Below are 13,864 nucleotides of genomic sequence, written 5' to 3' on the forward strand. Positions count from 1 at the left end.
CGCTTTGCCGCGCGCTTCGTCGCGACCGGCGCACGGCGGCGCGGCGCTGCATCGCCTGTGCGCGTCTCCGCGTGCCGCGCGTCGGCCTGCGCGTCGCCCGTGCGCTGCGCGACTTCCATCGTCGCCGAGACGAACGTCGCGCGGCTGTCGTCGAACAGCGGCAGCGTGCCGACCGCGATCACTTCCGCCGGCCCGTCGCCGACGTTCGCGACACGGTGCCGCTTGCGCGCATCGAAGTGCAGCGAATCGCCCGGCGACAGCGGGTAGTCCTTCTTGCCGATCGTGTAGCAGATGCGACCGCTCAGCACGTACACGAACTCGTCGCCGCCGTGCGCGACCCATTCGGAGCGGTAGCCCTCCATCATCCGGACCTTCAGCGCATTGAGCTGGCTGCCGTGGAACGTCGTCGACAGCCGTTCGTACCACTGCGACGTGCGGTCGACCGCATACGACTCGCGCCGGCCCGCGTGCGAATCGGGCTGCGCCTGGCGCGGCTGGTCGATCAGCGCGCCGAGCGGCACGTTCAGCGCCTTCGCGACGTTCACGAGCGACGAAATGGAGATGCCCGTCAGATGGCGTTCGACCTGGGACAGGAATCCGACCGACAGCTTCGCTTCGGTCGCGACTTCCAGCAGCGTCTTCTTCGCTTCCCGGCGCAGGCGGCGAATGCGCTGGCCGATACGCATGATGTCTGAATCCATGAATCTCTTTCGTGGCAGCGAGCCGGAAGGCGGGGACGGACGGCGCCGGCGGCCCGGATGCGGTTTTCCGCGAATCGCACGCGGCACGGCCGGTTCGGGCGGCGATGCCGGCGCATTGTACCGCGCGACATCGTTCGGCCGCGTCGGCGCGGCGGGCGTCGCGCGTGCATCGTGGAATTTTAGTGGCACCAAAATTTAAGCTTGACCTCAATTCCGCGCTGCTCTAGATTCTGTCGCGCGTGCGCCGAAATTTTAGTGTGACGAAAATTCACGCGCGGTCGGCAAGACCGGATCGCGGCGCATCCGCGCGTCGGCGGGCCGGCGCTGCGGCACACCGCACGGGCGCGAGCCAGGCCGCGCGGCCGACGCCTTTGCGGCATGCGCAACGCCCGGACGCCCACCCGCCAGCCGGTCCCGCCGCATGCGAGCACAACGCGCACGCCGCAGCACGCGTGCCGATAACAACGACAGGACGACACTTCGATGATCGATCGACTGACATACAGCTTTTCCAGCCTCTCGCCGTATCAAGCTTCCGTTGCCGACACGCAGGCCGCGCTGTCGCGCACGCTCGACACGCTGCAGCTCGACGCGTTCGTCGTCACGTCGCAGGACGAATACGTGACCGAGTATCTGCCGCGCCACAACAATCCGCGCTACGCGCTGTCGGGCTTCGACGGCTCGGCCGGTTGCGGCGTGTTTCTCGGCGAAGCGGCCGCGCGTGCGCTCGGCATGCCGCCGTTCGTGCTGTTCGTCGACGGTCGCTATCACCTGCAGGCCGAGCAGCAGTGCGATCCCGCGCGCGTGCGCGTCGAGAAGCTCGGCCTCGATCGGACCATCTGGGCCGCGATCGCCGACTGGCTGGTCGCGCACGCGGCGCACGTGCCGCGCATCGGCTACGACGGCTGGCGCGTCAGCGTCGGCCAGCGCGAGCGCCTGTTCGCCGCGACGCGCGACGCGGCGCTGACGTGGTCGAGCGTCGCGGATCGCGCCGTCGATCGCGCGATCGCGCTGCCCGGCTGGCACGTCGAGCGGCCGATCTTCGAGCTGCCGGAGTCGATGACGGGTGCACGCGTCGCCGAGCACGTCGCGGCGCTGAACCGGCGGCTCGCCGCGCGCACCGGCGCGGCCGACGGCAAGACCGCGTTCGTCACCTGCGCGTCCGACGATCTCGCCTATCTGCTGAACAGCCGCGGCTACCATCTGCCGAACGCGTCGTCGCATCTGGGCTTCCTGTTCGTGATCGGCGAGCAGATCGTGCTGTTCCTGCCGGAAGGCTGCGATCGCTGTCCGGTCGAGCTCGTGTCGTATCCGGCGCTGCACGTGATCCGGCGCGACTTCGGCGCACTCGAGCGCTTCGTTGCGCAGTTCGCGGTCGAGCACGTCTGCTACGGCTTCGACGCGGTGAACTGCGCGCTCGCCGACAGCGTGCGTCGCGTCTGGCCGCATGCGACGCACGCCGACTTCAATCCGGTCGAAGCGATGAGGGCCGCGAAGACGCCGGCCGTGCTCGACCGGTTTCGCGACGCGTTCGCGCGCAGTTCGGCGGCGATCGCCGAGACGATGCGCTGGGCGAAGGCCGGCGAGCCCGGCCGGCGGCACACCGAATACGATCTCGCGCGCGCGATCAACGACGCGTACGGCGCGCGCTCGGCCGTCGCGCTGACGTTTCCGTCGATCGCGGCGAACGGCGCGAACAGCGCGCACGCGCATTACACGGCCGCGAGCGCCGACGTCGAGCTGACCGAAGGCGAACTCGTGCTGCTCGACAGCGGCGCGTACTACGAAGCGGGGTTCGCGACCGACTGCACGCGCGTCGTCCTGCGGCGCACGCGTGCGGACACGGTCGCGCAGCCGTGGCAGCGCGAGATCTACACGGTCGCGCTGAAGGCGTGCATCAAGGGGCTCGTCACGCATTACCCGAAAGACGCGACGGGCGGCGACGTCGACGCGCTCGTGCGCCAGGTCTGCCGCGATCACGGCTACGACTACGGGCACGGCACCGGACACGGCGTCGGCATCCACGTGCACGAAGGCGGCGTGCGTTTCGCGCCGGGCGCGCCCTACGGGCTCGTGCCGAACGCGGTGATTTCGGTGGAGCCCGGCATCTACGTGCCGGGCAAGGGCGGCGTGCGGATCGAGAACATCGTCGTCATCCGCCCGAGCGAGCGGGAGCCGGACAAGGTGCGCTTCGAGAATCTCGTCGCGGTCGGCTACGACTGGGATCTGATCGATCTGGCGCTGCTCGACGACGACGAGCGTGCGTATCTGCGCGACTACGAGCGGATGTGTGTGGAGCGCGGCACGCAGGTGACGGCGTGCCCGCTGCTGTAACTTCGCCGTCGGTGGGCGGCGCGGCGGCCGCGCAGGCGACGCGGCGCTCGCCGGCCGTCTCGGCGCGTCAGCGCATCAGCGCGGACACGCGTCCGTCCGGGCCGTACACGCCGGCCGGCGCGGGCGCCGAGCGCAGCACGGCGAGCGCGCGCTCGTTGTAGTCCATCCGGATCCGGATCAGCATCCCGTTGTTCGCGTTCGCGCGGCGCGCGCGTTCGGCGGCCTGCTGGAGCAGCGTCCAGCAGCCCGCGAGGCGCGTGTCGCGCTCGGCCGCGAGATCCATGCCCTTCTTGCCGGCCGGAAAGCCGAGCGCCGCGAGCTGCGTGTCGCGCGTGCGCTCGAGCTGCGCGAGCCGGTCGAGCAGCGCGGTCTTCTTCTCGACGATGTCGGGCAGCATCGCGAGCGGCTCGGCCGTCGTCAGCGCCTTTTCCTCATACGCGAGCAGCGACGCGAACGCTTCGACCGTCGCGTGCTCGTCGTTGACCGTGGCCAGCAGTTCTTCTCTCATCGCGTGATGCTCGTCGCGCCGGGCGCCGGCAAACCGGAGGCCGGCTCAGTTGCCGCGCGGCCGCTGCTGCTGCAGCAGTTCGCGCGCGGTGTTCAGCACGCCGTCGGCGATCTTGTTCGCGTCGATCGTCAGCGTGCCGTCCTTCAATGCGTCCTTGATCGACTGGACGAGGCCCATGTCGATGTCCGCGCCGCCGGAGGCCGACTGCGCGCGCAACTGGCCCGACAGACCGGACAGGTTCACGGTCGCGTCGCCGCCGGCGGACCCGGCGTCGGACGCCTGCGGCGCCGCCGACGCGGCCGCGCCGGATTGCGGGCGAGCGGCGCCGTTGCCGGTGCTGGCCGGCGCGACGGGGCTCGGGTTCGGAGTGGTATCGATTTTCACGATGGCGTTCCTGTACGGTTTGACCCAGATAACGGCAGGTGCGGCCCGAACTTTAGCATCGCGCGCTCGAAATTCTCCGAATAAACAATCCTTTGCATTCTTACAGCGGGATCTCCACCGTCCCCGCGTCCTTCACGATCGCGGTGACGATCTGGCCCGCCGCCATCCTGACCCTGACCGACTGGCCGGGCGCCGCATTCGCGAGCGCGCTGCCTTCGGCCGAGATCGTGAAGCCGGGCCCGGCCGCGACGACGCGCACCGTCTGCCCGGCCGACACCGACGCCGCGCTCTTCAGCATGTCCTGGCGCAGCGGCAGGCCGGCTGCGATCCGCGCGAGCGCGGTCGCGCCGATCGCCTGCGCGGGGTCGGTGATCACCGCGAGCGGCAGCACCGTCAGATCGCCGTCGCGTGCGACGAGATCGGCCGCGCTCAGCGGCTCGCCGGGCGCGATCTGCCGCGCGGCGACGTAGTAGGTCGCGTGCACGGTGACCTTCGCCTGCAGATAGACGGTCCACGGCCGCTCGCCCGCGCAGCGCACGCCGACCGTCGTGCGGCCCCAGAGCCGTGCGCCGGTCGGCAGGAACGGCTCGAGCGTCGTGCAGGCGGCGAGCCCGCGCGGGAACGCCGGCGCGACGGTCGCGCTCGTCTTGCCGGGCAGCCCGGCGATCTGCTGCTGCAGGAACGCGAGCGCCGCGCGCCGGATCGTGTCGGGGTCCTGCTGGGCGGGGGCGCCGGCCGATTGCGTCGGCGGCGGCGAAGCGGGTGCGGCTGTCGCGGCCGCGGTGACGGCGGCAGGGCGTGTTGCCGATACGGCCGATACGGCGCGCGTCGCGAGCGCCGTGCGCGGCGGCGTTTTCACGATGTTCGGCACCGCGTCCGACGCGCCTGCAACGACCGTCACGATACCGCTCGGATCGGCCGCGCGCGGCGCGACGGCTGCCGGTGCGACGGCGGCTGCATTGCCGCGCGTGCCCGGCGCCGCATCGACCGGCCCGTTCGCCACGAAGCTCGTGGTGCCCGTGGCCCCCGCATTCGCTGCGGCGCGCGTCGGCGCGGCGTCGTTCGCGCCGAGCCGTCCGCCGCTCGCGGCATTCGCGCTCGCGAGTGCGTGCTCGGCCGTGTCGCCGCGTCCGGGAATCACGATCATCCCGTCGTCCGCGTGCGCGACCGCCGCGACGACCGACAGCACGGCGGCGAGCCCGAGCGCGCGCGCACGCCGGCGCTGCGTCCGCCGTTCGGCCGTTCCGCGAAGTGCGCCGCCCGTCATCGCCGTGTCCTCGATCCGTTGATCCGCTTCGCATTCTAGGGAGCGCGCCCGGCGCGCAAACGATGAATAGAGGGGGGCTTTGCCGCGTTATTCGCACGATTGCCGGTTGCGCGCGCCGCCTACCATCGCTGTCATGGAAAAAAGCCTTCCGGGCCCGCGCGGCGCGGCAGGCGTGCAGCGCTTCATCCGGAGGACGCACAGATGCTGGACAAACTCGATGCCGAATTCGCGTTCGGGCGACAGGCGCTCGACGTCCGCGCCTATCGGCAGGAACTGCTGTCGTCGAACATCGCGAACGCGGATACGCCGGGCTATCGGGCACGCGACGTCGATTTCGCGTCGACGCTCGCACGCTCGCTGAAGCAGGCGAACGGCGGACTCGCGCCGAGCAACGCCGCGCAGCTGCCGCTCGCGCAGCCGGCCGGCGTGACGAGCGGGATGACGATGGCCTCGACCGCGCCCGGCCACATGGCGGGCACCGTGAAGCTGATTCCGACCGGCGGCCCGTCCGACGACTACGGGCGCGCGCAGTACCGGATGCCGCTGCAGCCGTCGCTCGACGGCAACACGGTCGATCTCGACGTCGAGCGCGTGCAGTTCGCGAACAACGCGCTGCACTACGAGACCGGGATGACCGTGATGACGCAGCAGATCAAGGCGATGATCGCCGCGATCACGACGAACTCGTGAGCGCGCGCGCCGTTTCCGAACCCGAGCACAAGGAGCCTTCATGCCCTCGTTGATGAACATCTTCGGCGTCGCCGGCTCGGCGCTGTCCGCGCAGTCGCAGCGCCTGAACGTCACCGCATCGAACCTCGCGAACGCCGACAGCGCGACCGGCCCCGACGGCAAGCCGTACAAGGCGAAGCAGGTCGTGTTCGCGACCGATCCGATCGGCGGCGCGCGCACCGCCTCGGGCCAGGGCGTCGGCGGCGTGCGCGTGACGAAGGTCATCGACGATCCGTCGCCGATGAAGTCGACCTACGACCCCGCCAACCCGGCCGCCGACGCGAACGGCTACGTGCAGATGCCGAACGTCGACCCGGTGCAGGAAATGGTGAACATGATCTCGGCGTCGCGCTCGTATCAGGCCAACGTCGAGACGCTGAACACCGCGAAGCAACTGATGCTGAAGACGCTGACGATCGGCTCGTGAGCCGCGCGGCGCCCGATTCGACCGACCCGACAGTTTCGACACAAGGCCACCGAGCATGACCTCCTCCTCCACGACGATCGGCAGCAACGGCGCGAACGTATCGACGCTGCCGACCGACACGATGAACACCAACAACGTGTCGACGACCGGCACGTCGGCGAGCGACCTGCAGGCGACGTTCCTGAAGCTGCTCGTCACGCAGCTGCAGAACCAGGATCCGACGAGCCCGGTCGACAGCTCGCAGATGACGTCGCAGCTCGCGCAGATCAACACGGTGAGCGGCATCGCTCAGCTGAACACATCGCTGACGTCGCTGTCGACGCAGCTCGCGGCCGGCCAGCAGACGCAGGCAGCGCTGCTGATCGGCTCGAACGTGCTCGCGCCGGGCAATACGGTCGCGGTGAAGAGCGGCGCCGCGTCGCCGTTCGGCGTGTCGCTGACGTCCGACGTGTCGAACCTGACGATCACCGTGAAGAACTCGGCGGGCGCGGTCGTGAACACGATCAACGCGGGCAGCCAGTCGGCCGGCACCGTGCCGTTCAACTGGACGCCGACCGACGCGGCCGGCAACGCGCTGCCGGACGGCCAGTACACGATCAGCGCGCAGTACACGGGCACCGACGGCAAGAGCTATGCGCCGACCGTGCTGACCGCCGCGCAAGTGCAGAGCGTCATCAAGCAGTCGGACGGCACGCCGGGGCTCGTGCTGTCGAACGGTTCGACGGTGGGCCTCACGCAGGTCGCGTCGATCTTCCCGAACACGGGCTCGTCGTCGTCCGGCAGCGCGTCCACCAACTGATCCAGCTTCCTCGAAACGGAGACCGAAATGGGTTATCAACAGGGTCTGAGCGGCCTCGCCGGCGCATCGAACGCGCTGGACGTGATCGGCAACAATATCGCGAACGCGAATACGGTCGGCTTCAAGTCGAGCACCGCGCAGTTCTCCGACATGTACGCGAACTCGATCGCGACGTCGGTCAACACGCAGATCGGGATCGGCACGGCGCTCGCGTCGGTGCAGCAGCAGTTCGGGCAGGGGACGATCAACACGACGAACTCGTCGCTCGACGTCGCGATCAACGGCAACGGCTTCTTCCAGATGTCGAACAACGGCACGATCACGTACACGCGCGACGGCACGTTCCAGCGCGACAAGAACGGCTACATCGTCAACTCGCAAGGCCTGAACCTGATGGGTTACGCGGCCGACAAGAACGGCGTGATCAACACCGCGCAGACCGTGCCGCTGCAGGCGCCGACGACCAACATCGCGCCCACCGCGACGACCAGGATCACCGGCCAGTTCAACCTGAACTCGCAGGACACGGTGCCGACCAAGACGCCGTTCGACGCGACCGACACGACGACCTACAACTATTCGACGTCGATCCAGGTGTACGACTCGCTCGGCGGCTCGCAGGCCGTCAACATCTACTTCGTGAAGTCCGCAGCCGGCACCTGGGAAGCGTATGCAGGCGTGCAGGGCGGCACGACGAACGATCTCGGTACGATCCAGTTCGATTCGTCGGGCGCGATCTCGGGCACGACGACGGGCTCGCCCGCCACGCCGACCGCGGCGCTCGGCCAGTTCCAGTTCACGGTGCCGAACACCGACGGCTCCGCGACGCCGCAGACGCTGACGCTCGACCTGACCGGCACCACGCAGTACGGCGGCAAGGACGGCGTGAACAATCTCGCGCAGGACGGCTACGCGAGCGGCACGCTGACGACGTTTACGATCGGCACCGACGGCAAGCTCACCGGCAACTACTCGAACGGGCAGACCGCCGTGCTCGGCCAGATCGCGCTCGCGAACTTCAACAACCCGAACGGGCTCGTCAACATCGGCGGCAACCAGTACGCCGAGACGGCCGCGTCGGGCGTCCCGCAGATCTCGGTGCCGGGCAGCACGAACCACGGCACGCTGCAGGGCAGCGCGCTCGAGAACTCGAACGTCGACCTCACGTCGCAGCTCGTGAACCTGATCACCGCGCAGCGCAACTACCAGGCGAACGCGCAGACGATCAAGACGCAGCAGACCGTCGACCAGACGCTGATCAATCTGTAACGCGCGGATAACGGGCAGCCATGGACCGACTGATCTATACGGCGATGACCGGCGCGTCGCAGTCGCTCGACCAGCAGGCGATCGTCGCGAACAACCTCGCGAACGCGTCGACGACGGGCTTTCGCGCACAGCTCGCGACCTATCGCGCGGTGCCGATGAATTTCGGCGACGGCAGCGCGATCGATCCGAACACGACGCGCACCTACGTGCTCGCGTCGACGCCGGGCGCCGACTTCGCGCCGGGCCCGATCTCGCGCACCGGCAACCCGCTCGACGTCGCGGTGCAGGGCCCCGGCTGGCTGTCGGTGCAGCTGCCGGACGGCAGCGAGGCGTACACGCGCGCGGGCAACCTGCACGTCGACCAGAACGGCCAGCTCGTGAACGCGAGCAACCTGCCGGTGGTCGGCAACGGCGGCCCGATCTCGGTGCCGCCGAATGCGGAAGTGACGATCGGCAAGGACGGCACGGTGTCCGCGCTGATGCCGGGCGATCCGCCGACGGCCGTCGCGATCGTCGATCAGATGAAGCTCGTCAATCCCGATCCGGCCACGCTCGTGCGCGGCAACGACGGCCTGTTCCGCACCGCCGACGGCAATCCGGCCGACGCCGATCCGAACGTCGCGGTCGTGCCGAATTCGCTCGAAGGCAGCAACGTGAATCCGGTCACCGCGATGGTCGCGATGATCGACAACGCGCGCGCATTCCAGCTTCAGTCGAAGCTGATCCAGACGGCCGACCAGAACGAGCAGTCGGCGAACCAGTTGCTCAACTTCAGCTGAGCGAGCCGCGCCAGCCCCCCGCAGGAGAACCTGACAAGTGAATCGTTCGCTTTATATCGCCGCTACCGGCATGAACGCGCAGCAGGCGCAGATGGACGTGATCTCGAACAACCTCGCGAACGTCAGCACCAACGGCTTCAAGGGCTCGCGCGCGGTGTTCGAGGATCTGCTGTACCAGACGATCCGCCAGCCGGGCGCGAACTCGACGCAGCAGACCGAACTGCCGTCCGGGCTGCAGCTCGGCACCGGCGTGCAGCAGGTCGCGACCGAGCGGCTCTACACGCAGGGCAGCCTCACGCAGACCGGCAACTCGAAGGACGTCGCGATCAACGGCGCGGGCTTCTTCCAGGTGCTGATGCCGGACGGCACGAACGCGTACACGCGCGACGGCTCGTTCCAGACCAACGCGCAGGGCCAGCTCGTCACGTCGAGCGGCTATCAGATCCTGCCGGCGATCACGGTGCCGCAGAACGCGACGTCGCTGACGATCGGCAAGGACGGCGTCGTGTCGGTCACGCAGCCGGGCTCGAGCAACGCGGTGCAGATCGGCTCGCTGCAGATCGCGACCTTCATCAACCCGGCCGGCCTCGAGGCGAAGGGCGAGAACCTGTTCGCGGAGACGACGTCGTCGGGCGCGCCGAACGTGTCGCAGCCGGGGCTGAACGGCGCGGGCACGCTCAATCAGGGCTACGTCGAGGCGTCGAACGTGAACGTCGTGCAGGAACTGGTGAACATGATCCAGACGCAGCGTGCGTACGAGATCAACAGCAAGGCCGTGACGACGTCCGACCAGATGCTGCAGACCGTCACGCAGATGAAGAGCTAACCGGACCGAGTCGTTGCCATGAAGCAGGTTCGCCTTCTCCCGCCCACCGCCGTCCGCGCCGCCTGCGCGCTCGCGGCGGCGGCGCTCGCCGGTTGCGCGCAGATTCCGCGCGAGCCGATCGTCCAGCAGCCGATGACCGCGCAGCCGCCGCTCCCGGTATCGATGCAGGCGCCGGGTTCGATCTTCAATCCCGGCTACGCGGGCCGGCCGCTGTTCGAGGATCAGCGGCCGCGCAACATCGGCGACATCCTGACGATCGTGATCGCGGAAAACATCAACGCGACGAAATCGTCGGGCGCGAACACGAACCGGCAAGGCAACACCGACTTCAACGTGCCGACCGCCGGCTTCCTCGGCGGGCTGTTCAGCAAGGCGAACCTGTCGGCGGCCGGCACCAACAAGTTCGCGGCGACCGGCGGCGCGAGCGCGGCGAACACGTTCAACGGCACGATCACGGTGACCGTCACGAACGTGCTGCCGAACGGCAACCTCGTCGTCAGCGGCGAGAAGCAGATGCTGATCAACCAGGGCAACGAATTCGTGCGCTTCTCGGGCGTCGTCAATCCGAACACGATCTCGGGCTCGAACTCGGTGTACTCGACGCAGGTCGCCGACGCGCGGATCGAATACTCGGCGAAGGGCTACATCAACGAGGCTGAGACGATGGGCTGGCTGCAGCGCTTCTTCCTGAACATCGCGCCGTGGTGAAGACGATGCACGACACCGTATTGCGCCGCCTCTCGTCGCGCGTGCCGGCCGCGGCCGCCGGCCTGCTGATCGCCGTCGCAGGCGCGCTCGGCGCGCCCGCGGCGCATGCGGAGCGGCTGAAGGACCTTGCGCAGATCCAGGGCGTGCGCGACAACCCGCTGATCGGCTACGGGCTCGTCGTCGGCCTCGACGGCACCGGCGACCAGACGATGCAGACGCCGTTCACGACGCAGACGCTCGCGAACATGCTCGCGAACCTCGGCATCTCGATCAACAACGGCTCCGCGAACGGCGGCACGTCGTCGCTGAACAACATGCAACTGAAGAACGTCGCGGCCGTGATGGTGACCGCGACGCTGCCGCCGTTCGCGCGGCCGGGCGAGGCGCTCGACGTGACCGTGTCGTCGCTCGGCAACGCGAAGAGCCTGCGCGGCGGCACGCTGCTGCTCACGCCGCTGAAGGGCGCGGACGGGCAGGTGTACGCGCTCGCGCAGGGCAACATGGCGGTCGGCGGCGCCGGCGCGAGCGCGAACGGCAGCCGTGTGCAGGTGAACCAGCTCGCGGCCGGACGCATCGTCGGCGGTGCGATCGTCGAGCGCTCGGTGCCGAACGCGCTCGCGCAGATGAACGGGATGCTGCAGCTGCAGCTCAACGACATGGACTACGGCACCGCGCAGCGCATCGTCGCGGCCGTCAATTCGAGCTTCGGTCCGGGCGTCGCGACCGCGCTCGACGGGCGTACGATCCAGCTCGCCGCGCCGGCCGATCCGGCGCAGCAGGTCGCGTTCATGGCGCGGCTGCAGAACCTCGACGTGAGCCCCGACAAGGCGGCCGCGAAGGTGATCCTGAACGCGCGCACGGGCTCGATCGTGATGAACCAGATGGTCACGCTGCAAAGCTGCGCGGTCGCGCACGGCAACCTGTCGGTGGTCGTCAACACGCAGCCGGTCGTGTCGCAGCCGGGGCCGTTCTCGAACGGGCAGACGGTCGTCGCGCAGCAGTCGCAGATCCAGCTCAAGCAGGACAACGGCGCGCTGAAGATGGTGACGGCCGGCGCGAATCTCGCGGACGTCGTGAAGGCGCTGAACACGCTCGGCGCGACGCCGGCCGACCTGATGTCGATCCTGCAGGCGATGAAGGCGGCCGGTGCGCTGCGCGCGGACCTGGAGATCATCTAAATGGCGAATTTCCCCGGTACCACCGACCTCACGCAGCGCTTCGCGCTCGACGTGCAGGGCTTCGACGCGCTGCGCGCGCAGGCGAAGCAGTCGCCGCAGGGCGGCGCGAAGGCGGTCGCAGGCCAGTTCGACGCGATGTTTACGCAGATGATGCTGAAGAGCATGCGCGATGCGACGCCCGAAGGCGGGCTGTTCGACTCGCATACGTCGAAGATGTACACGTCGATGCTCGACCAGCAGCTCGCGCAGCAGATGTCGTCGCGCGGCATCGGCGTCGCCGACGCGCTGATGAAGCAGCTGATGCGCAACGCCGGGCAGGGCGCGGGCGCCGGCGCGGCGGGCGATCTCGGCGCCGGCCTCGGCGCGGCCGGCAACGAAGGCAGCCTCGCCGCGATGAGCGCGATGGCGAATGCCTATGCGAACGCGGCGGCGAACAACGGCGGCCTGTCGCGCGCGCGCGGCTATTCGGCCGGCAGCGCGCTGACGCCGCCGCTGAAGGGCGCGACCGGTGCGCCGGACGCGGACGCGTTCGTCGACCGCCTCGCCGGCCCCGCACAGGCGGCGAGCGCGGCGACCGGCATTCCGGCGCGCTTCATCGTCGGCCAGGCGGCGCTCGAATCGGGCTGGGGCAAGCGCGAGATCCGCGCGGCCGACGGCTCGACCAGCTACAACGTGTTCGGCATCAAGGCGACGCGCGGCTGGACCGGCCGCACGGTATCGGCGCTGACGACCGAATACGTGAACGGCACGCCGCGGCGCGTCGTCGCGAAGTTCCGCGCGTACGACTCGTACGAGCACGCGATGACCGACTACGCGAACCTGCTGAAGAACAATCCGCGTTATGCGGGCGTGCTGAGCGCGAGCCGCAGCGTCGAGGGCTTTGCGCAGGGGATGCAGAAGGCCGGCTATGCGACGGACCCGAACTACGCGAAAAAGCTGATTTCGATCATGCAGCAGATCGGCTGACGAATCGCTGACGCTTTGGCCTCCGACGGACCGCGCCCGGCACCCCGCCGCGCGCGGTTTCAACGTTTGCGCAAAAAAATTCGGCAAATCGATCTAAACTTTCGGTCAGCACTGCCGCTAAGTGTGAGAGACCTGCGTCCGGGCCCCGTATTCTGGCCCGGTTTTATCGCGCACCGGTTACGCGTGCGCCCATGACAAGAAAGACCGGCTAGCCATGAATATCGAAACGTCGACGGACCCGAGCCTGGACTCGGGCCACTCCGGCCCCGACTACGCCCGCCGCAATCCGCTGGAAATCGGCGTCCAGTTGCGCAATCTCGTGAACCGCGGCGATTTCCTGACCGTCGAGTATCCGGGCGGCCAGCTCGTCACGCGCCTGCTGGAAGTCGATGTCGGCGCACGCACGTTCACGTTCGACTGGGGCGCGCTGTCCGAACAGAACGCGAGCATTCTCGGCGCGGCGCACTGCGCGTTCTCGGCCGCGCCCGAAGGCGTGCGCGTCGAATTCACGACCGGCACGCCGCGCGAGACGCGCTACGAGGGGCTGCCGGCGTTCGTCGCCGATTTCCCCGACGTGCTCGTGTGCGTCCAGCGCCGCGAGTATTTCCGTGTGGACGCGCCGGTCGTCGATCCGTTCCTGTGCCGCGGCGCGCTGCCGGACGGCGAGCGCTTCCAGTTCGAGGTGCACAACCTGTCGCTCGGCGGCGTCGGGCTGCGCACGGCCGACGAACGCGTCGAGGCGCTCGCGCTCGGCACGGTGCTGCCGGACGTCGAGCTCGAGCTCACCGGGCACGGCAAGCTGTCGCTCGACCTGCAGCTCGTGTCGCAGCGCGCGACGCAACTGCCGAACGGCGCGCGCCGCTATCAGCTCGGCTTTCGCTTCCTGTCGCTGCCGGGCAGCGCCGAAAACACGCTGCAGCGGCTGATCACGCAGCTCGAGATGAAGCGCCGCTCGCTCGCGCGCGCGTGACGCGGCGCGCCGCGACGGC

Annotated in this window: 15 protein-coding genes; 11 read left to right on the plus strand and 4 right to left on the minus strand. The window is 69.0% G+C overall.

Features of this window, described 5'->3' with window-relative positions; translation table 11 throughout:
• On the minus strand, positions 1 to 701 hold a 701-nt coding region (locus HMPREF3115_RS27110; protein ID WP_070556886.1), incomplete at its 3' end, for a helix-turn-helix domain-containing protein.
• A 483-nt stretch (positions 702 to 1,184) separates the two neighbouring features.
• On the opposite strand from HMPREF3115_RS27110, the gene HMPREF3115_RS27120 reads away from it, so the two are divergent.
• Positions 1,185 to 3,035, plus strand: a complete 1,851-nt coding sequence (locus tag HMPREF3115_RS27120; protein ID WP_070556888.1) for a M24 family metallopeptidase — start codon at positions 1,185 to 1,187, stop codon at positions 3,033 to 3,035.
• A 67-nt stretch (positions 3,036 to 3,102) separates the two neighbouring features.
• On the opposite strand, the gene HMPREF3115_RS27125 is transcribed toward HMPREF3115_RS27120, so the two are convergent.
• The 3 genes from HMPREF3115_RS27125 to flgA all read right to left on the minus strand — a co-directional run bounded on the left by HMPREF3115_RS27125 (position 3,103) and on the right by flgA (position 5,194).
• The gene (locus HMPREF3115_RS27125; protein WP_006402753.1) at positions 3,103 to 3,543 is read right to left on the minus strand and encodes a flagella synthesis protein FlgN; all 441 of its coding nucleotides are present in this window, start codon (positions 3,541 to 3,543) and stop codon (positions 3,103 to 3,105) included.
• Positions 3,544 to 3,588: 45 nt separating this feature from the next.
• Positions 3,589 to 3,927, minus strand: a complete 339-nt coding sequence (gene flgM, locus HMPREF3115_RS27130) for a flagellar biosynthesis anti-sigma factor FlgM (RefSeq protein ID WP_070556890.1) — start codon at positions 3,925 to 3,927, stop codon at positions 3,589 to 3,591.
• A gap of 100 nt (positions 3,928 to 4,027) precedes the next feature.
• Positions 4,028 to 5,194, minus strand: coding sequence for a flagellar basal body P-ring formation chaperone FlgA (gene flgA, locus HMPREF3115_RS27135; protein ID WP_070556892.1), 1,167 nt, complete (start codon positions 5,192 to 5,194; stop codon positions 4,028 to 4,030).
• Positions 5,195 to 5,395: 201 nt separating this feature from the next.
• Here flgA and flgB point away from each other — a divergent pair, with 201 nt between their 5' ends.
• The 10 genes from flgB (at position 5,396) to HMPREF3115_RS27185 (ending at position 13,845) form a co-directional block, all read left to right on the plus strand.
• Complete coding sequence (gene flgB / locus HMPREF3115_RS27140) at positions 5,396 to 5,884, plus strand: flagellar basal body rod protein FlgB (RefSeq protein WP_006402756.1); 489 nt, start codon at positions 5,396 to 5,398, stop codon at positions 5,882 to 5,884.
• A gap of 40 nt (positions 5,885 to 5,924) precedes the next feature.
• Entirely contained in the window at positions 5,925 to 6,350 is a 426-nt protein-coding gene (gene flgC / locus HMPREF3115_RS27145; protein ID WP_006402757.1) for a flagellar basal body rod protein FlgC, read from the plus strand.
• A 55-nt stretch (positions 6,351 to 6,405) separates the two neighbouring features.
• Positions 6,406 to 7,149 carry a flagellar hook assembly protein FlgD gene (gene flgD, locus HMPREF3115_RS27150; protein ID WP_006412588.1) on the plus strand — a complete coding sequence of 248 codons (744 nt, stop codon included), beginning with the start codon at positions 6,406 to 6,408 and terminating at the stop codon, positions 7,147 to 7,149.
• A 27-nt stretch (positions 7,150 to 7,176) separates the two neighbouring features.
• Positions 7,177 to 8,418 carry a flagellar hook protein FlgE gene (gene flgE, locus HMPREF3115_RS27155; protein ID WP_070556894.1) on the plus strand — a complete coding sequence of 414 codons (1,242 nt, stop codon included), beginning with the start codon at positions 7,177 to 7,179 and terminating at the stop codon, positions 8,416 to 8,418.
• A 20-nt stretch (positions 8,419 to 8,438) separates the two neighbouring features.
• Positions 8,439 to 9,197, plus strand: a complete 759-nt coding sequence (gene flgF, locus HMPREF3115_RS27160) for a flagellar basal-body rod protein FlgF (RefSeq protein ID WP_070556896.1) — start codon at positions 8,439 to 8,441, stop codon at positions 9,195 to 9,197.
• A 37-nt stretch (positions 9,198 to 9,234) separates the two neighbouring features.
• Positions 9,235 to 10,023: a flagellar basal-body rod protein FlgG gene (gene flgG / locus HMPREF3115_RS27165; RefSeq protein WP_006402761.1), complete on the plus strand. Its 789-nt coding sequence runs from the start codon at positions 9,235 to 9,237 to the stop codon at positions 10,021 to 10,023.
• A gap of 18 nt (positions 10,024 to 10,041) precedes the next feature.
• Positions 10,042 to 10,731, plus strand: a complete 690-nt coding sequence (flgH, locus tag HMPREF3115_RS27170) for a flagellar basal body L-ring protein FlgH (protein WP_059939364.1) — start codon at positions 10,042 to 10,044, stop codon at positions 10,729 to 10,731.
• A 5-nt stretch (positions 10,732 to 10,736) separates the two neighbouring features.
• Positions 10,737 to 11,909, plus strand: a complete 1,173-nt coding sequence (locus HMPREF3115_RS27175) for a flagellar basal body P-ring protein FlgI (protein WP_035946349.1) — start codon at positions 10,737 to 10,739, stop codon at positions 11,907 to 11,909.
• Positions 11,910 to 12,875, plus strand: coding sequence for a flagellar assembly peptidoglycan hydrolase FlgJ (flgJ, locus tag HMPREF3115_RS27180; RefSeq protein WP_065494444.1), 966 nt, complete (start codon positions 11,910 to 11,912; stop codon positions 12,873 to 12,875).
• Positions 12,876 to 13,089: 214 nt separating this feature from the next.
• Entirely contained in the window at positions 13,090 to 13,845 is a 756-nt protein-coding gene (locus HMPREF3115_RS27185; protein WP_070556898.1) for a flagellar brake protein, read from the plus strand.
• Positions 13,846 to 13,864: the final 19 nt, after the last annotated feature.

The sequence above is a fragment of the Burkholderia sp. HMSC10F09 genome (assembly GCF_001806955.1).
GTDB lineage: Bacteria > Pseudomonadota > Gammaproteobacteria > Burkholderiales > Burkholderiaceae > Burkholderia > Burkholderia multivorans.